The sequence below is a fragment of the Pseudomonas sp. GW101-3H06 genome, from assembly GCF_059424605.1.
Map to the genome: position 1 here is coordinate 4,061,827 of NZ_JBWKZO010000001.1, position 17,644 is coordinate 4,079,470.

At 58.0% G+C, this 17,644-nt stretch carries 18 protein-coding genes and 1 pseudogene; 10 read left to right on the forward strand and 9 right to left on the reverse strand.

All coding sequences use genetic code 11. The features are described from left to right. Window positions 1-178: 178 nt before the first annotated feature. Window positions 179-943, reverse strand: a complete 765-nt coding sequence (locus AC07ZE_RS18565; RefSeq protein ID WP_207266124.1) for an SDR family NAD(P)-dependent oxidoreductase — start codon at window positions 941-943, stop codon at window positions 179-181. A 353-nt stretch (window positions 944-1,296) separates the two neighbouring features. Here AC07ZE_RS18565 and AC07ZE_RS18570 point away from each other — a divergent pair, with 353 nt between their 5' ends. Then, window positions 1,297-2,166, forward strand: a complete 870-nt coding sequence (locus tag AC07ZE_RS18570) for a helix-turn-helix domain-containing protein (protein WP_494990433.1) — start codon at window positions 1,297-1,299, stop codon at window positions 2,164-2,166. Window positions 2,167-2,215: 49 nt separating this feature from the next. Here AC07ZE_RS18570 and AC07ZE_RS18575 read toward each other — a convergent pair whose 3' ends face one another. After that, on the reverse strand, window positions 2,216-3,121 hold the full coding sequence (locus tag AC07ZE_RS18575) for a LysR family transcriptional regulator (RefSeq protein WP_207266126.1): 906 nt from the start codon (window positions 3,119-3,121) through the stop codon (window positions 2,216-2,218). Between the two features lie 143 nt (window positions 3,122-3,264). On the opposite strand from AC07ZE_RS18575, the gene AC07ZE_RS18580 reads away from it, so the two are divergent. From AC07ZE_RS18580 to AC07ZE_RS18590, 3 genes are all read left to right on the forward strand, one after another. Next, entirely contained in the window at window positions 3,265-3,834 is a 570-nt protein-coding gene (locus AC07ZE_RS18580) for an NAD(P)H-dependent oxidoreductase (protein ID WP_207266127.1), read from the forward strand. 130 nt (window positions 3,835-3,964) lie between these two features. Further along, window positions 3,965-4,702 carry an SDR family oxidoreductase gene (locus tag AC07ZE_RS18585; protein WP_207266128.1) on the forward strand — a complete coding sequence of 246 codons (738 nt, stop codon included), beginning with the start codon at window positions 3,965-3,967 and terminating at the stop codon, window positions 4,700-4,702. A 47-nt stretch (window positions 4,703-4,749) separates the two neighbouring features. Further along, window positions 4,750-5,013, forward strand: a complete 264-nt coding sequence (locus tag AC07ZE_RS18590; RefSeq protein ID WP_207266129.1) for an Atu4866 domain-containing protein — start codon at window positions 4,750-4,752, stop codon at window positions 5,011-5,013. 139 nt (window positions 5,014-5,152) lie between these two features. On the opposite strand, the gene AC07ZE_RS18595 is transcribed toward AC07ZE_RS18590, so the two are convergent. Together AC07ZE_RS18595 and AC07ZE_RS18600 are read right to left on the reverse strand one after the other, a co-directional pair. Continuing rightward, window positions 5,153-6,358 (reverse strand): epoxide hydrolase family protein, encoded by a 1,206-nt coding sequence (locus AC07ZE_RS18595; RefSeq protein ID WP_207266130.1) that lies wholly within the window; start codon window positions 6,356-6,358, stop codon window positions 5,153-5,155. 273 nt (window positions 6,359-6,631) lie between these two features. Further along, on the reverse strand, window positions 6,632-7,084 hold the full coding sequence (locus tag AC07ZE_RS18600) for an Ohr family peroxiredoxin (protein WP_207266131.1): 453 nt from the start codon (window positions 7,082-7,084) through the stop codon (window positions 6,632-6,634). 359 nt (window positions 7,085-7,443) lie between these two features. On the opposite strand from AC07ZE_RS18600, the gene AC07ZE_RS18605 reads away from it, so the two are divergent. Together AC07ZE_RS18605 and AC07ZE_RS18610 are read left to right on the forward strand one after the other, a co-directional pair. Further along, on the forward strand, window positions 7,444-8,361 hold the full coding sequence (locus AC07ZE_RS18605) for a LysR substrate-binding domain-containing protein (RefSeq protein WP_207266132.1): 918 nt from the start codon (window positions 7,444-7,446) through the stop codon (window positions 8,359-8,361). A 104-nt stretch (window positions 8,362-8,465) separates the two neighbouring features. Continuing rightward, complete coding sequence (locus AC07ZE_RS18610; protein ID WP_207266133.1) at window positions 8,466-8,918, forward strand: hypothetical protein; 453 nt, start codon at window positions 8,466-8,468, stop codon at window positions 8,916-8,918. Between the two features lie 14 nt (window positions 8,919-8,932). Here AC07ZE_RS18610 and AC07ZE_RS18615 read toward each other — a convergent pair whose 3' ends face one another. Beyond that, window positions 8,933-9,901 (reverse strand): DMT family transporter, encoded by a 969-nt coding sequence (locus AC07ZE_RS18615; protein ID WP_207266134.1) that lies wholly within the window; start codon window positions 9,899-9,901, stop codon window positions 8,933-8,935. Here AC07ZE_RS18615 and AC07ZE_RS18620 point away from each other — a divergent pair. Then, window positions 9,891-10,922, forward strand: a complete 1,032-nt coding sequence (locus tag AC07ZE_RS18620; protein ID WP_207266135.1) for a LysR family transcriptional regulator — start codon at window positions 9,891-9,893, stop codon at window positions 10,920-10,922. The two genes, AC07ZE_RS18615 and AC07ZE_RS18620, sit on opposite strands and share 11 nt — an antisense overlap. 49 nt (window positions 10,923-10,971) lie before the next feature. Here the strand turns inward: AC07ZE_RS18620 and AC07ZE_RS18625 are convergent, their stop codons facing one another. The 3 genes from AC07ZE_RS18625 to AC07ZE_RS18635 form a co-directional block, all read right to left on the reverse strand. Next, window positions 10,972-11,847, reverse strand: a complete 876-nt coding sequence (locus AC07ZE_RS18625) for a hypothetical protein (RefSeq protein WP_207266136.1) — start codon at window positions 11,845-11,847, stop codon at window positions 10,972-10,974. 54 nt (window positions 11,848-11,901) lie between these two features. Then, on the reverse strand, window positions 11,902-13,845 hold the full coding sequence (locus AC07ZE_RS18630; RefSeq protein WP_207266137.1) for a hypothetical protein: 1,944 nt from the start codon (window positions 13,843-13,845) through the stop codon (window positions 11,902-11,904). Window positions 13,846-14,032: 187 nt separating this feature from the next. Then, a complete protein-coding gene (locus AC07ZE_RS18635; protein ID WP_207266138.1) occupies window positions 14,033-15,706 on the reverse strand; it encodes a tetratricopeptide repeat protein in 1,674 nt (557 codons plus the stop codon). A gap of 236 nt (window positions 15,707-15,942) precedes the next feature. On the opposite strand from AC07ZE_RS18635, the gene AC07ZE_RS18640 reads away from it, so the two are divergent. Together AC07ZE_RS18640 and AC07ZE_RS18645 are read left to right on the forward strand one after the other, a co-directional pair. Next, window positions 15,943-16,308, forward strand: a complete 366-nt coding sequence (locus AC07ZE_RS18640; protein ID WP_207266139.1) for a hypothetical protein — start codon at window positions 15,943-15,945, stop codon at window positions 16,306-16,308. Between the two features lie 118 nt (window positions 16,309-16,426). Next, window positions 16,427-16,717, forward strand: coding sequence for a DUF7693 family protein (locus tag AC07ZE_RS18645; RefSeq protein ID WP_207266140.1), 291 nt, complete (start codon window positions 16,427-16,429; stop codon window positions 16,715-16,717). A gap of 9 nt (window positions 16,718-16,726) precedes the next feature. On the opposite strand, the pseudogene AC07ZE_RS18650 reads toward AC07ZE_RS18645, so the two are convergent. Then, window positions 16,727-16,861, reverse strand: a pseudogene (locus AC07ZE_RS18650) (N-methyl-L-tryptophan oxidase); the annotation flags it as partial. A 117-nt stretch (window positions 16,862-16,978) separates the two neighbouring features. Between AC07ZE_RS18650 and AC07ZE_RS18655 the strand changes: the two are divergent. Beyond that, window positions 16,979-17,548: a chorismate mutase gene (locus AC07ZE_RS18655; RefSeq protein WP_207266141.1), complete on the forward strand. Its 570-nt coding sequence runs from the start codon at window positions 16,979-16,981 to the stop codon at window positions 17,546-17,548. The last annotated feature ends 96 nt before the right edge of the window (window positions 17,549-17,644 follow it).

The window sequence follows — 17,644 nt, forward strand, 5'->3', positions numbered from 1 at the left end:
TGGCAATACTGCAGTGGTCAGACTGGCGGCACTTCAGTCAAATTTCAGCTAACCCTGCTCTTGGGTATAAAAAGAAGGGCGCCGTAAAGACGCCCTGATTCTCTGAAGAAATCGCGATCAACGATCCAAGAAATGCTTTTGGCAAGCCCCTCAAAACGCTAAATGCCGGCTCAGTTGATCAACCCGCGGTGACGGTCATGCCGCCGTCGGCCATAACCACGGAGCCGACGACGAAGCTCGCGCGGTCCGAGGCAAGAAATGCCACGACTTCGGCGATTTCCTCGGGCTGCGCGGCACGGCCAATGGGGGCGGCTTCGCCGTGCCGGGCCAGGAAGCCAGGACCGTCGTCAACCACGTCGTTGAGGATGTTGGTCACCACGTCGCCAACGCCTATTGCATTGACTCGAATGCCATGCTCAATCGCCTCGAGCGCCAGCGTGCGGGTCAACTGGGCCAATGCGCCTTTGGAAGCGGTGTAAGCGGCAATGGTTGGAAATGCGAAATAAGATGCGTAAGAGGCGATGTTGACTATAGCTCCCGATTTGTTGGGCATCATCGCCTTGACCGCTTCCCGGCAATGCAGGAAAGCTGCGGTGGCGTTGACCGCCTGGATACGCTCCCAGTCTTCTCGGGTCATGTCGATGACCAACTTGTTGATGATGATCCCTGCGTTGTTGACCAGGATGTCCAGCCGACCGAACTTCTCGACGGCCAAACCGACTGCGCGCTCGGCAGCGCCGTCTTCGGTGATGTCGGCCACCAGTGGCACTAAACCGGGGCGCGCGAGTTCTTCGACGGCGGGGTTGCGGTCTTCAGCAATGACCTTGGCGCCACGCGCGTGCAGTAACAGGGCAATAGCCTTGCCGATGCCACTGGCGGCGCCAGTGACCAGCGCGACTTTGCCTTCGACTTCGTTGGGAATGGTGTGTTTGAACTCTGACATGGTGCTCTCCTACCTTGCGGCCGACGAGATATTCGGCGGCTCAGCGCCCGTGAGCGCTGTCGTTATCGACGGCTTCACTATCTCGTAACTCGGGAGGGTTGGGCTTTCGCAGGCTTGCCGAGGCTGTTGGGGTTTTGCGCTAACGTTGAAGCGTCTGAGGGTGTCCCGCAAAAATGCTGGATTGTTGTCACACTGGGTTAGCCCTCAAAACGGCCTTGCTCAAGCATGCCGACGCTACGTTATTCTATCGATGCCAGCCCCCCATCCGGGGGCTTTCGATGGAGCCTCCCGTGCGCCATTCTGAATTTGTAGACTTATCAGCGATCGATGCTCAGCGCATCACAGCTGAATCGATGCCGCATCACTTGCCCGGAACACCGCAGGCATTACCGCTGCTCCCGCAGGTGCAGGATGTGATGGTGCAGCTGTTCAGCCATCACAGCACCGCCGAGCCAATACTGGTACCTGCCGTGGTGGAGCCCCTGCTGGTATTGGTCCTGGCAGGAACGGCCAGGGTCGAGGAACGCTGCCTCGGTGGTGTATGGAAAACCGTGAAGGTGCAAGCTGGCGACTTCTTTCTCACTAACACAAGTGAGCCCTACGAGATGCGCTGGCAGACAATGGGGTGCGATACCTTCGAAGTGATGCATCTGTATCTCGGCCTTCCACTGATCGACCAGGCTGCCCGTGATGTTCTGGGCGAGCACACCGTACCGGTGACCTTCCTCGATGTCTCCGGTGCCCAGGATGAACGGGTAAACTTCATGCTGAATCAGTTGCGCTTCGAGTTGATCGAGGAGCGTAAGCCGAGCCTGTTGTTTATACACAGCCTGGCTCAGGCGCTGACCGTCCACCTGATACGCCGTTATCTTGATCCGAAACGCGCTACCCGACGCAGCAACGCACTGCAAGCGTACAAGCTGCGACGCGTCATTGATGCGATGAACGAGCACCTGGCCGATGAGTTCCGCCTTGCGCATTTGGCTCATATCGCCGGTTTGAGCGAGTATCACTTCAGCCGGATGTTCAAGCGTGCCACGGGGCTGGCGCCATCGCAGTATTTCATTCGCCTGCGCATGAGTCGCGCCCGACATCTACTGCTTGAAACCGATCGCAGCATTATCGATGTCGGGTTGGACGTTGGTTATTCCAGCCCCAGCCATTTCTCCCAGGTGTTTCATCGCGAGGTGGGCGTGACACCCAGCGCCTACCGTCAAGCGTGACCTATCCTACAAGTTCTGCGCTGCGGCCTCGTGTTATCCGCCCCGTGTCTCAGTGGATCTTGAGGTTTACCGCCAGAAAATCCATGAAGGCTTTGACACGTGTGGGCAATTTTCCACCTTGCCCTACGTAAACCGCATGCACTTCAGTCTTCGCGAGGGGCATGAAGTCCTCTAAAACCGGAAGGAGACGGCCGTCCGCCAAATCTTGCTCAACCTGGCAAAACCCTACGCGCGCGAGTCCGAGTCCGAGAATCGCAAGTTCTCGTACTCCATTGCCGTCACTGACCCGCGCGTTGCCGGTAACGGATACCGGAGTCAGCCCGTCAGCGCTCACGAAGCTCCACTCCATCAACGGTTGGCCGAAGGTGAACCCCAGACAGTTGTGGTTTGCAAGGTCGGCTGGAATCTTAGGTATACCGCATGCTGCAAGATAGGCCGGTGATGCCACGATAAGGCCTCTCGTCTCGCCTAAGCGCCTGGCAATGAGACTGGAGCTTTTGAGTGGGCCGCTGCGGATGGCCACGTCAGCTCGTGCACTGATCAGGTCGACAACTTCGTCACTGAGGAAAACCTCCACCGATATTCCAGGGTGGTCTCGCAAGAACGTTTTCAATAAAGGCAGCAGATACAGCCGCCCGATATCGACATTACAGTTGACTCGCACTATTCCCTGAGGCGCGGAGCCGGCTGCTGCTTCCAGCTCAGCCTCATCGAGCGCCGTCAGGATTGCCAGGCTGCGCTCATAAAACGCGGCCCCTTCAGGCGTGAGCAACTGTCGCCTTGTCGAGCGATTTAGCAAACGTGTTCCCAGGCGGTTTTCCAGCCTTGAGACTAGCTTACTGACCGCTGATGGGGTCATCCCACAGTTCTTGGCAGCAGCCGTGTAGCCGCCGTCTTCAACGACCCTGACAAACACGTTCATTTCGGCGAAGCAGTTTATATCCAACCGTCTCATATGAATTCAAGTCACAAGTTGTATGCCCCAGACCCGGCTATATCTGCCGCGTTGCCACTCATACTCTAATCCAGAGGCTGAAAGCGGAAGTGAGTTTCAGCAAATGATATGCCACCACTTGGATACCAAAGCTGGAGGACGAGATGAACAGCAAAATAAAACTGGTGCTGATTCACAGTGGCAAGGATGAAGAAGGGTTACAGCCTGCACTGACGAAATGGGTTACTGATGTTTTAGCGCAACGTGCTGAGTTCGAGCCTTGGTTAGTAGAACCCGCCAACCTCATCGTCAGGCCTGACAATGCGGCAGTTACTCAGCGGCAGGAAAGCCTTCGCCATTTGGCCGAAGCGGATGCATTTCTGATCATTACATCGCAACAGAGCAATGTTTATCACTCCGCCCTGAAAGCATTCATTGACCAGTTTTCGGTTCGCTGGCACGCACGTCCGGTGGCATTCATCGGCTACGGCGGAGCGTCGGGCGGACTGTGCGCGATGAGTGAGCTTCGCCAGATACTGGCCGGCCAGCATGCGGTACCCATCTGCAATTTCGTCTCTTTCCCTAATCCTTGGGCGCTCATCGATGGGGCCGTGGTAACACGTCAGCCTGATCAGGCGAGGCTTCCAATGGCTCGAATGCTGGTACAGCTGAACTGGTGGGCCAGAGCCCTGAAAGCTGCGCGGCAACAAATGCCCTATGAATGGGTGAGCTAAGCCTTAGTGCAAAGGCGTCGCTGCAGAAATGGGCAAAGGTTACGCAGTATTTGACTAACGGAAACTTGTTGTCCGTCCCTAACCTTGTTTCCAGGCCCGCGTCCGGAGCGAACTCAAGAGGATGCCGAACATGTTGAACATCAAAGACAAAGTCATCGCAATCACCGGTGCTAGCAGCGGTATCGGTGAGGCTACCGCGCGACTGCTGGCAAGCCAAGGCGCGAAAGTAGTGCTCGGCGCTCGTCGTACCGACCGACTTGAAAGGATTGCCAGCGATATCAACGCCGTCGGTGGCAGGGCGGAATTCCGCGCTCTGGACGTCACAGACAGAATGGATGTCCAGGACTTCATCGACTTCGCCGTTACCCGGCTCGATCGGGTCGATGTACTGGTGAATAACGCGGGTGTGATGCCTCTTTCCAAACTCAGGGCACTCAAGGTGGATGAGTGGGACCGTATGATTGACGTGAACATTCGCGGAGTACTACACGGTATCGCTGCCGCGTTGCCACTGATGCAGCAACAGCGGGCTGGGCAGATCATCAATATTGCCTCTATTGGCGCCTATGCAGTGAGTCCGACTGCGGCCGTTTATTGCGCTACCAAGTACGCTGTCCGGGCTATTTCTGAGGGCCTCCGTCAAGAGGTTGGAGGCGATATTCGGGTGACCGTCATTGCTCCTGGTGTCACGGAGTCCGAGCTGGCCGAGAGCATCTCTGATGACGGCGGTCGTGCAGAGATGAAGGAGTTTCGCAAGATCGCGATTTCGGCTGACGCCATAGCGCGAGCGATTGCCTATGCGGTGGACCAACCTGCGGATGTGGATGTAAGCGAGCTGATTGTTCGCCCCACGGCGAGCCCATTCTGACGGAATGCGAGGCGATCGGCGTATTAACCTGCTCAGGGAGCAACGATATGACTACTTCCTCAAGCGATCAAAACAAGTATGTCGGTATGTGGGTTACTGCGGGCGGCCACATACGTCATGAACTACTTGCCGGGGGCCGCTACGACGAGGCCCGTGGCGATAAGAAAAGTGTCTACCAAGGGCGTTACTGGCTCGAAGGAAACCACATCGAGTATGAGGACGACACAGGTTTCACCGCCGACGGTGAATTTCGGGATGGGGTTCTGTATCACGCTGGCATGGTTCTCCAGGTAGAAGAGAAAAAAACCTGATGGTTAGAGTTGGTAACTCGCTCCTGAATGGAGGCAACTGTGGTTCGGATCGCTTTCACGCTTGACGCTCAACAATCCGAACCGAGCCTCCTGATCAATACACGCCAAATCAGAGCTTAGATGCCTATGGGGGTGTCGCTCACCTCAGCGACTTGAACCCGGCGCGGACTTCCTGTGAGAAAAGCGCCGGTTGCTCCCACGCGGCAAAGTGCCCGCCTTTGGCAAGTTTGTTGTAGTGCACCAGCTTGGGATAAGCCTTGTGCGACCAGCTTTTCGGCGCCGCATACAGTTCATCGGGAAACACGCTGACCGCCACCGGGATGTTGACGCCCTTGACGGCGAAGAATGTCGATTTGTTTTCCCAATAGAGCCGCCCCGAGGAAACGGCGGTGTGGGTGAGCCAGAACAGCGTGATGTTGTCGAGGACGTCATCGGGTGTGACGCCTTCCGGTTGGCCGTCGATGGAGCGCGCAATCATTTCGTAGCTTTTGGGATCGTGATCGAGCATGAACGCCGCCAGGCCGACCGGTGAATCTGCCAGGCCTGTCAGCGATTGCGGCCTGTCACCCATCATGATGGCGTAGCCGATGTGTTTGTAGGTGTTGGCGAGTTGATTCGCCGCGAGCTGCTCTTCCTCGGACAGACCAGCGGGAACCGGTTCGCCACGAAACAGGGCTGCATCAATGTCAGGCGGGATGACGCCGGGCATGTTCGAATGAATGCCGATCAAACCAGGCGGCGCCTTTACAGCCATCAGGTCGACGACGATAGAGCCCCAGTCACCTCCTTGCGCCCCATACCGGGTGTACCCAAGACGCTTCATCAACTCGATGTAGGCATCGGCGATACGCACAGGATTCCAGCCGGTCACTTTCGGTTTCTCCGAAAAGCCGTAACCCGGCATCGATGGAATCACCAGGCTGAACGCATCGCAAGCATTGCCGCCGTACGCCGTTGGATCGGTGAGTGGCCCAATGACTTTCATCAACTCGATCACCGACCCGGGCCATCCGTGCGCCATCAATAGTGGCAGCGCATTCTCGTGTTTAGAGCGGACGTGGATGAAATGGATATCCAGGCCATCAATGTGGGTGATGAAGTTTGGAACGGCGTTTATTTTCGATTCAATAACTCGCCAGTCGTACTGAGTTGCCCAATGTTTGGCTAATTTCTGGATCGTCGCCAGTTGTACACCTTGAGAGGAGTCTTTGACCAATTCCTTATCTGGCCATCTCGTCGCTGTTATACGTCTGCGCAACTCTGAAAGTTCCGACTCTTTAGCGCTGAAATGAAAGGGACGTATTGCGGTGGAAACATTCTCTGTCTTGTTTGAAGTATTCGTCATAGCGTCAGTCCTGATTGAGAAACCGAGTAAACCCAAGGGTGCAGCCGCGCATGTCACCGCGGCGACGCCGCAAAACTTGCGTCTGCTCAGGGAGGTTTGTTTGATGTTTTTTGGCATGCAGATTCCCAAGACGCAACGTCACGCCGAGCCCGTTTTCAATTGAAAATGCTCTCGACCAACTTGCTGTTCGTTATATTTTTACTGGGAAGTATCGATATGCAGGTATTCAGGCTGGCATTTCAACACGCCTGGATAGTGATTTTTTTATATCAATCACGACGTCTGGACATTCAAGGCCACGTCGATGTTGCCGCGCGTTGCTTTCGAGTAGGGGCACATTTGATCGGCGGCATGTGCGACAGCGGACGCGACCTCATGCGTCAGACCTGGCAGTCGTAGATTCAACCGGGCTTGAAGGAAGTAAGCGTTGCCGGTTTGACCCAGGTCGATCTCGATATCGACGGATACGTCGGCTGGAACAGTCACCTTCAAGGCTTTGGCCGCAAGGCCGACCGCTGCGATGTAGCAGGCCGACCATGCGCCGGCAAACAACTGCTCGGCCGTCGGGTGCGGTTGGGTCGCAGCGAATACGTGGGCCGGTTCGGCACTCCCGGGGATCGAGAGTTGGATGTCGAGGTTGCCATTGTGTCCGCGCGAGGTGTTGCCGGCGCTGCTCAGGGTGGTGTGGGTTTTGCCGGTGACCAGGACTTTTTCGATGTTGCTCATCGGTGATTCCTTTAAGTTTTTTATGAGAATCAAATAGCCAAGAAGACACGTAACTATCTGACAGCATTGATTTTATAGACACGTCCGAGGTACCGAACAGAACGGAAAAACCGATCATCTTCGGCTTTTCCGCCCATCCCCCTGCTCCACCGCCCGTCGCCAGGACGCAAGATTAGTTTTGACATCACCCGGTCTTTGGCTGAGTATTAATACATCGCATACGATTTAATCGATAGCGCCACACACCTTTCCCCTACCCTTGGAGACTCCGCCATGAACACCGGAAGCAGCCAAACACTACTCACTTCTATCGTGCATGCTTCCCGTGGCCACAATGGCAATAACTGGATCACTGCTTCATGAAGTTGATCCAGCTTCGCGCCCTCTGCTCGGTTGTCGACATGGGCAGCTTTCGTTCGGCGGCACGAGAACTGGACGCTGCCCAGAGTACGTTGACCGAGTCGATTCGAAGCCTGGAAAGAGAACTGGGGGTCACCTTGTTGGTGCGCTCCAATCAAGGCATCAGCCTGACCCTGGCCGGCAAGGTGTTCCTGACCCGGGCGCGCTCGATCATTCTGGATTGCGATCGCGCGGTACAAGACGTCCGACAGTGCAATGGCCTGCCCGAAGGTCAGATCGCATTGGGTGTCACGGCGGAACCTCTGGCGGCGTGCTTGATACCGGTCTTCAGCAGTTTCACCCATCGATTCCCCAACGTGCGGTTACACGTCGCCAGTGGCAAGACGAAGATGCTGATCGAGATGATTCGCGCTGGCCGGCTCGACTTTGTGATGTGTCCGCTGAGTGCCGACGTCAACGATACCGACCTGCACATTGAACGGCTTTACAGCTCGAAAGCCAGCGTCATTGCGCGCAAGGGCCACCCCTTGGCGGATGCTCGCTCTGTGCGCGACCTGGCCGATTGCCAATGGATCAGCATGCGGCCCGCCGGGGTTGTCGGGAGTGCCGAAAACCATCTGGTCGAGCTGTTCAGAACCGAAGGCTTGCCAGCCCCAAAGATCGCGATCACGACCGAATCATTGCTGGAGATCCTGCATATCGTCTCCGAGACGGATTACCTGACCATCGAGCCCAGCCTGCTGCCTGGCATGAAGCTGTTTTCCTCGTCGTTGATCAGCATTGCGATACGCGAGCCATTGGAGTCGCGGGCGGTGTGCTTGATCAGCCGTCGCGTCTCACCCTTCACCCCAGTCACACAAGAACTGACCAGCATGTTGATTTCCTACTCGCGCCTGCGTCACCGGGCCAAGACGTGAGCCTGCGTCCTCACGATAAACTCACATCGGCACCGCCCGGGACGTGATGAATGCGCGATACCCGCTAATCTCCTATGGCGCGTCTTCAGCACAGGAGTTTGGCAATGAACCCCGGACAATCATTAGCAGCTCTGATCATCACCGCAGGCCTCTTGGGCTGCGCCACTTCGTCAACCCATGGCGTGAATGTGCCACTGGCCGCCACCCGGCAAAACCCGGGGCAGATCGGCAATGTGACCTTGACCGACTGGGACAAGCAAACCGGACTCAGTTTCTTCATCAGCGGTGTTCCAAGCGGCGCTGTTCTGCCCCTGCGTCTTTATTCCTTTATCAATAAAGGCAGTTGCCAACAACCCGGCCCTGTGGCCTACGCCATGAATGACAAGGTCAACACCGAACGCCAACCCGTGCGCGGCTGGACCTTCTCAAGAAGCGCACCGGTCGCACTCCCGATTTTGCTATCGGGTGGGTACTCCATCGTCGTGCGATCGGCAGCGACCGATGGCAACGCCGATATTTTTTGTGGGGATATCAAGCAAGGAGACTCGGTGAAATAGCGTTTGCAGCCTCATCAAACAGCCACGACAGCCTTGACGCGATGGCCATGAAACACAGCAACGGCTTTGACGACTCCCATGACGATCAGGGCGATGCCGATCGCTTCCGGCGCGGACGGCCACCGGTAGTAAAACAGCAGCCCAAGGCAGGTGGCGAAAACCATCTCCAATGACAGCAACTGACTGGCCAGTGTCATGGGCAGGCGCTGGGAAGCGATGGTCCAGGCCCAAGCCCCGCCAATCGAAGCGACGGCTGCCAGTACCAAGGCTGGAAGGTACAGGTGGCTGATCGCGCCGTGCCCGAAACCGAGCGTGGGCGCCTGGAAGAGATCCATGGCAGCCCCCACCGGAATGAACATGAGCGTTTGCAGGCTACCGCCAATCATCATCAACGCGGTCCAGACCCAGGCATTCATGCCAGGCCTTTTCATCAGCGCTTTTTGATTTGCCAGGCCAAACCAGACCCAAAGTGCAACCGCCGCAATTGACGCACCGACTCCAATGGCCAGCGCGGTGTGTGATTGCCCCTCGAACTGCGTGATGTTCTGGCCATTGACCAGCAGCAAACCAAGCACCGCCAAACCAATTGGCACTTGAAGCCGCCGCCAGGAAATCCCACCGTGGACATTGGCGCTGATGGCCAGCACCACCGGCACCAACCCCAAAAAAGCCGGCGCGACAACGGGGCCTGCGTACTTCGCGGCGATGACGACGGCGATGAAATAGCCCACGTACCCAATGAATCCAAGCCCCGCCGTGACGAGCCAATCGCTGAGGGTCAAGTGACGCCAGGCGTTGATATTGGCCAGCAGGATCAGGATGCCGATGAGCCCGGAGATGAGGAATCGGCAGGCGGCCAAGTCAAATATCGAATACTCGCCAATGACCAGCGGGGCAACAAAGTTCATCGACCAGGTCAGGGACGCCACAACCGCTGCGATGAGGCCGGTAATGGACAGGTGCTGACTGTTTGTGTCTTTCATCAACGGCCTCTGGGGGATTCGTGTCAGGGTTGAGGCCCAGTCTCCAGCATGGAAAAACAAAAGGGAATTCGTTGCTTTTGACCAACACCTGTTCCATAACGGAACAAAAGAGGATGCGTTGATGGATCGGTACAGCGATATGGCGATCTTCATCGCCGTGATTGATGCAGGCGGCTTTTCGCCCGCCGCCCGCAAACTCAAGATGACTCACTCCGCCATGAGCAAAAGAGTTCAGCGCCTGGAGGATCGGCTCGGCACGCAGCTGCTGTTGCGCACCACGCGGACGATGACACTGACGCAAGCCGGCGAACGTTACGTGCAATCCGCCCGACCGATTCTCGCGGATATTCAGGCGCTGGAAGCTGCCGTAATGCATGACGCGGATGCGCCAAGGGGCATCTTGAAGGTGTCTGCGCCCAATGCCCTTGGCCAGCACCATGTGGTGCCCGCTTTGATCGACTTCATGCGGCGCTACCCCGAGATAAAGATCGACTTGACCCTGACCGATGCCATCATCGATATCAGGCACGCAGGCATCGACGTGGCGATCCGCAGCGGCGAGCTGTCCGACCCAAGTCTTGTCGCGCATAAATTGAGTGCCAATGAACGACTCGTGTGCGCGTCCCCGGCTTATCTCGACGCCCATGGGGTGCCAGGCGAACCGGGCGAACTCGCCGGCCATTCGTGCTTGAAACTCAATTTTGAAAGCCGCTTCAACGACTGGGAGTTTCGTGCCCCCAACAGTCGGGCGATTCCGATCGCGGGAGATTTCACCTGCAACAGTCTCGACGCGATCCGCACGCTGTGCCTGGCGGGCATGGGCATCGCGCGCTTGCCCAAATACATGGTGAACGGGGATATCCAGGCCGGTCGATTGATACCGCTGTTGCAGGCGTTTTCATCGCCCGCCACCTCGGCCATTTATGCGCTGAGGGCGGCGGGCGATTATGTTCCGGCCAGGACTCGGGTGTTCATCGCGTTTCTGACAGAGCGCCTTTCGGCAGCATGCTTGAATGACTAGGCTTGTCTCTTGACGTCTCGGCACTCATCCAGCTTCGCTCGCTCACTGATCAGGGAATCGCTTGGGCGATAGCCTTCGCAATACGCGGATCGCTGAGGTAACCGATGATGGAATGAGGGTCCTCATGCCCATTTTCGATATCAGGATAGTTCTCGATGCCTGAACCGAAATTGCCATTGGTGAGCTCGGAGCGCAGCGCGACGAAATCTTCCGGATCAGCGCCGTTGACCCAGCGTTGCACGTTGTCGGGTCTGACGCGTGGTTTGGAAAAGCCCTTGCGGACACTGTCGATGCCCAGCGGAGAACCCAGGGTTACGAGCAGCGGAGACTGGCGCGGCCGGCCGTTACTGGCGAACTCGCGCAACAGTGAGTAAGCAACGATGGTGCCCAACGAATGTGAAACGACGATTGCCGGCTCATCATCCTCGAACAGCGGACGCACCAGTTTGTTGACCTCATCGTGTACATGCTGATTGCGGATATAGGCGTGCGCTTGCCCCAGCACACGCAAGGCCAATGTGCCTCGCAACGGGGAAACGGTTTCGATTGCCCGGGCAACCGCCTTGACCCACTTCTTGTGAATGCCGGCGCCCTGAGGTACCACCGTTACCAACTCTTCGGCTTGAATTTTTGCCGGGGTCACCCCCATACGTAATGCCATTTCCTCGAGTGCATCGACAGCAAACTCATCAAAGTCACTGGTCGCCTCCTCCGCACCCAGCGCAATCGCCTGGTCTTTGACCTTGACTGAACTGAGCTCGTCGAGCTTGTCGCCGTAGTACGCTGCTTCGATGCGCGATAACCTGCCCAGCGGGTCGGGACCGTGCAAGGCATAGGTAGCCCGAAGTCTCTCAAGCCACGATTCGAGAATTTTCTGCGAGCTTTTGCCTTGCTGGTTAATGCCGTGGACAAGAATCATGCGCATGGTCTTTTCTCCGCGTCAGTTGATTACTGGGGTCAGTACGGAATTGTGCTTGTCTTAGATGTCCCTGATACCGGCAAGCTTGAGCAACGCCTTGCGACCGCTGGGCTTGGCGATGGTAAATAGTCCGGGGCCGAGGTTCTTCATGGCGGCCAGTGCCTGCTTGCGCCACGGCTCGGCACTGGCATCGCAGCGGGCGGTTGCGACAGCGCCCCAGGCCTGGCGCATCCAGGGTATCCGGCCGGCAATTGGATGATCCTTGTAAGCAGGTGTCGGGCTACGAGTGAAGCTCTGCTCCCACTCTTTCTCAGTACGCGGCTCGCGGGCAGCCACGGCCGGAATATCGGCGTACAAGCGCCCCCCGGATTCACGCAGGCTACCGCCACCATAAAGAATGATATCCAGGGGTACCGGCTGCCGGCGCTGCGCATAGAAAGCTGCCATCGAACGCAGGCTGTCAATGTCGCGAATCGCGTCGTAGAACTGCGCGGCAATGCAACCGAGCGTGATGATCCGATGCTTCCCGTAGCGCATCGTGGTCGCGGTATCGATGATTGCCTGTCGACTCAGCAGACCGGCATGCGCCTGGGCCAACAGTCTGATCGTCTCCTGACCTTCGTATTCGGAGGCGCCGAGCGGGCGCAGGAACAGGCTCAGCGACGTCGCGTCGATGATATGCAACGCCGCGACAAAGCCATCGACCACGCAGACCGGAACGATACGGCCGTCAGCCAGGGTGACCAGCGCGTCGCTCCAGTCAAGGCTGCCGGCGCTGACTGATTGCAGCTGGATACGGAACCAGTTCGGCTGGTCATCGAGGGCAGACACCGCGCCGAACGAGGCTTGTACCTTGGCGACGTCAGCGCCGCTGACGCAGATACCGCAGCCGGTTTCGAAATGATCGCGTACCGTGGCGTTGCTGACTGAATTGACGAACGCTTCGCGGCTGGCCGTACGGGCCATTTCAAGTGCCTGAGTCTGCGCGTCAAACTTCGCTTTGGGTGATTTGGGCTTTATCAGCCTGGCCTTATCGACCGAACGCGAGTACGGCTCGACCGTTGGTGTCAGCTCCACATGTAACCATGAGTCGGCACCCGCGTCAGACGAGTCGCCATGCCATGAATCGGCATCCTCACCCGCTTCGGCCAGAGGTTCGGAAGGTTCAGAAAAATCGACCTCACTATCTAAGGCGATAGATTTAAAAACCGTTACCTCAGGCGGTCCCGGTATCGTCACGTAGTTTCGATCGGTATAGAAACCTGGCTTGGGTCGCGGGATCATTCGCACCCCGTACTTGCCGGCCTCCTTCGCAACAGTACTATCGAGGTAGCGGGCAAGTGACTGACTGGTTACCAACTTGTCTGCTCCACTGGCCTCGAAATATGCACCTTGCGCATCGCCCTCCAGGGCATCCAGCAAGACTTCGGTGAACAGGCAAAAATCACCCTGCTCACCCTGGGCCTTGATCATGAACGCCTGCATGCCGACATCGACGGCAAAGAACTGGTCCAACTCATAGGGACGCGGCTCCTCTTCAGGCCTGAAGAGCACCGCATTGCCAACAAGGTCAAGGAACTGGGCGGAGAACTCCTGGCAGGCGTCACCGATGACCGAGACCTGCCTGGGTCCGTAATACTCGAGCATCCGCTGCAACGCCGAAACCTTGATAGCCTGGCTCGAGTCCTTTTTCCAATGGGTCAGTATCCAGTACTGGTCACCGATGGCCTGCGCCGCGCCATGACCGGCAAAGAAGATCACCAACCGCTTGAGCTCGGTCCGATCGGTGACTTCATTGATGGCGGCGGTAATCTCATCGCGCAGCAACTCGATGGTGATTTCTGGATGTTCGCCATCGTGGAGAAGCAGTGTCTTGTAGTTTTGGGCGTCCGCCCATGCGGCCATCCGCTTTGCTGCCCTGATGGCGCCTGGCAGCGGGTCGAGCCCTCCTTCCGGCTTGGAAACCGCAATGGAAACGAATATTCGGTCGCTTGCGTCTGCCATGACCCATCTCCGATTAGACGTTGACCCCCACAGGCTGAATCGCCGTACTTCAGCGTCGCTCGGGAGCCAATCGACCGGAGTTTAGACTACAAATTGCAAACCTCCCTCTTTACTCAACATGGGGTGACGCAGCTTCCGGCCACAGGCAAAAATCGGCCGCGAGCATCCGTTTCAATGCCAGATGACGTTACTGACAACACCCCTTCCCAACCCGGCAAAAGCATGACGCGGTGATCTCCACATCCGCCCGCGCCCTGGCCAGGTCCAGACGGATTTTCGCAGCAGCTGCTTCAGTATCCCGGCCCAGTCGCTTCAGGCATTCGACGTAGCCGTGCAAACTCCACACGTTGTCCAGGTGCCAGGATGCGCGGCTGAGGGTGTTGTCCAGGCCGAGATCGGCGCGGTAGGCCTGCAGGGCTTCTTCCACCCGCCCCTGTTCCAGCAGCAGCGCGCCCAGGGCGTGCCGCACCGGTTGCATCCAGCCCCAGGGCTCGTCGTACGGCAGGTTGTCGTCCAGTTCTTGTGCCTGACGCAAGTGATCGAAAGCACAATCGAAGTTGCCTTTGCGGTATTCGATTTCCCCGTTGAGCATGGCGCCGGCCACGGCCAGGATGTCGACGCACTGGTTGTTGAACAGGTAGCGGGTTTCCGGCACGCGGGCCCAGGCTTCGAGGAACAGGTGCTGTTCGGTTTCGGCGGCGGCGACCTGGCCGGTAGCGGCGTAGGCCACGCCTTTGGCGTAGTGCAGCATCGCGGTGGTCACGCAGTACAGCGCCTGATCGACAGGCAGTTCTGTGGCGAGGATGTCTTGCCATTTGCCGAAGCGGATCTGCACGTGGACCTTCATCGACACGAAGCTTTCCAGCCAGTCGGCCATGGGGGGTTGTTCCACCCGCAGCAGTTCCTCCTTGATGGTCGAAGCCATTTGATCGGCGGCTTCCAGGGCCGGATGGTACTGGCCGAGGAACATCGCCGAGTAAAGTTTGAAGTGGTAATTGTGGCTGCGATACAGGGTGTAGAAGTTGATCGGCCCCTCCTGTTCCAGGTATTTGCGGTCGGCCTGGATCGCCCGGTGATTGGTGATCATGGCCCCGCGATAATCGCCGCAAAGCACGTCGATGTGCGACGGCATATGGCGCAGGTGCCCGGCGTCCGGTACCAGGTCGCGCAGCACATCGCCGGCACGCAGCGCCCGTTCGGGATACGGTGACATTTCCATGGTGTGGACGTACATGTGCAACACGCCGGGATGCGGCGTATCGCCGTGTTGCTCCATGCGTTGCAGGACTTTTTCCAGCACGGCGACGGCTTCCAGGGTGTCGGCGCCCGCTGCCGGTTGAGCGGTTTTCAAGTCCCACAACTGCCAGGGCGTGCGGTCGATCAGCGCTTCGGCAAACAGCGCTACCACGTCGGGGTCGTCGGGAAAGGATCTGTAGACATCGCGCATGGACGCCGCGTAGGCATCGTTCCAACTGAAGAGTTGCTCGACGCTCTCCGCCTGATCGGCCTGGTAGCGTTGCTCCAACGCGCGGATCAGCCCTTGCTCCACCGGTGATGCACGGTCGAGGTGCGTCAATGCGGTTTGCGTCGCCCGGCGAGCCTCGGCCACGGCCTCTTTCAACTCCTGCTCGATGAAGGCGTCCCAGCGTTTGTTGTAGTTGGGACCCGAGGCGTAGGCGATGCCCCACCAGGCCATGGCGCAATCGCGGTCGTGTTCGAGGGCCTTGTGGAAGCAACGGATGGATTCATCATGGTTGTAGCCGTAGCACCACACCAGGCCACGGTCGAACCAGAGCTGGGCCTGCGACGAGTTCGTCGTCACCGGACGGCTGTAGGTGCCCAAATCGTAATAGTCGTGCATCGGTTTACCCTCTCGATCAGAGCGTGGAACTGCGCAGATTCAGCATACCCCCCCGGCCTGGAGGGGGCGGCACAACCGACGACAGGCTGCGCTGCATCATCACGGTCACCATAGGGTTGCCGCTGGCCCTATCAATACCATCGATGTTCACCATCACGTCAATGAAGTTCTCTTAAAAATCCTGCGGCGTAACATCTGCTCCATACCAACCGATAACACCCCTGGAGCACACGATCATGAAACGCCAAACCATTCTCAGCATCGCTTTTTCGATCTTCGCAGTGAACGCTTTCGCCGCGACCTCTGCTCAGCCTGTCGTCGCTGAAGGCGGCTCGGATCGCCTGATCGAAAGCCGTTTGGCTGAAGGTGGCGCTGATCGCCTGCTCGAAAAACGCGCTGTGGCTGCCGATGGTTCGGATCGTTTGCAAGGCAACACCGTGGCGGCTGACGGTTCTGACCGTCTGAAAGGCAACACCATCGCCGCTGATGGCTCCGATCGCCTGAAAGGCAACACCGTGGCGGCTGACGGTTCTGACCGTCTGAAAGGCAACACCATCGCCGCTGATGGCTCTGACCGCCTGAATGGCAACCGCGTCGCCTGAACAAATCGCCAGACCGCACCATCCGAAAAGCCCGGCCTGATCAGCCGGGCTTTTTCGTGCTCTCTTTCAATACGCTCATCGACTATCCTGTGTCCCCGCAAAGTGACCGGAGACACGTGTGCCGCCCCTGACTGCTCGTGAGGTTTACCAGCCATTACGCGACGCCGCCCTCGGCCTTCGTCCACTCAAACGCATCGATGAACGGCCCGAAACCGGCCCGGTGCAAATCGACATCGAAGGCTGGCGTCTGACCCTCGATGTCGACGGTGTGCACCTGCACCACTGCCTGCATTGCCAGAGTCCGGACGGCCGGGTGTTCGATGGCGGGCAGCGCTACGGCACAGACCCGGTGAGTTTGCTCAGCACCTGGGAACTGGCGCAGATCGAGCGTTTGCTCGCCGCTGGCTGAACCGGCTGTTCAACCCTGCAACCCGTCAAAGCGTTTCAGTGAAAACGCTGAAAGATCCAGCTCGCTGCGCCCCCGCATGCACCACTGCGCCAGCGCCTCACCCAATGCCGCCGAATGCTTGAAACCATGGCCCGAGCAGGCGGAGGCTGTAGCCTGCACCAGAGTCGGTCCTGAGCGAAAGAGCCCGTTGAACTATCGTTCATCTGGCTCACCTGTGTTACATAGGGCCTGTTATGCATCCCGAGCCCAAGAGGTTTGTCTATGTTCCACTGCCCACGCTTGCCGCAACTGCTGACCTGCGCGTTTCTCGGAATGTTCGCCAGCGGCGCCCACGCCGCCACGCCTTCCACCACACCCGAGGCCTTGCAACCGTTGCTGGCAACCATCAACGAGCGTCTGAACATTGCCGATCAGGTGGCACTGACCAAGTGGGACAGTGGCAAGCCGATCCAGGATAGCGTCCGGGAAGCGGCGGTGATCGCCAATGCCAGGAAGCAGGCCGTCGAACGCAGGCTGGACCCCGACGATGCCGCCGAACTGATCGCCGCGCAGATCGAAGCCAACAAACTGGTGCAGTACGGCTTGATCGCGCAATGGCAAGCGGCGCACAAGGCACCTGATCTGCCACGTCCGGACCTCAATCAACTGCGGCCAAAACTGGATGAACTGCAGACACGTCTGTTGCAGCAATACGCAGACTTCGTCCCCTATCGCGTCGACCCGGAATGCCCGAACTGGCTGGCCGAACAGCGCTCCAGCCTGATCAAGGATGCCCTGCATGGCCAGGCCCTGATCCGGGCCACGGGGGAGTTGTGTGTCACGGATCAGTGATGGGATCGCCGGTCCCGGTAGGAGAAAGCTTGCTCGCGAAATGCGGTGTGCCATTCAACATTGATGTGACTGATCCACCGCATTCGCGAGCAGGCT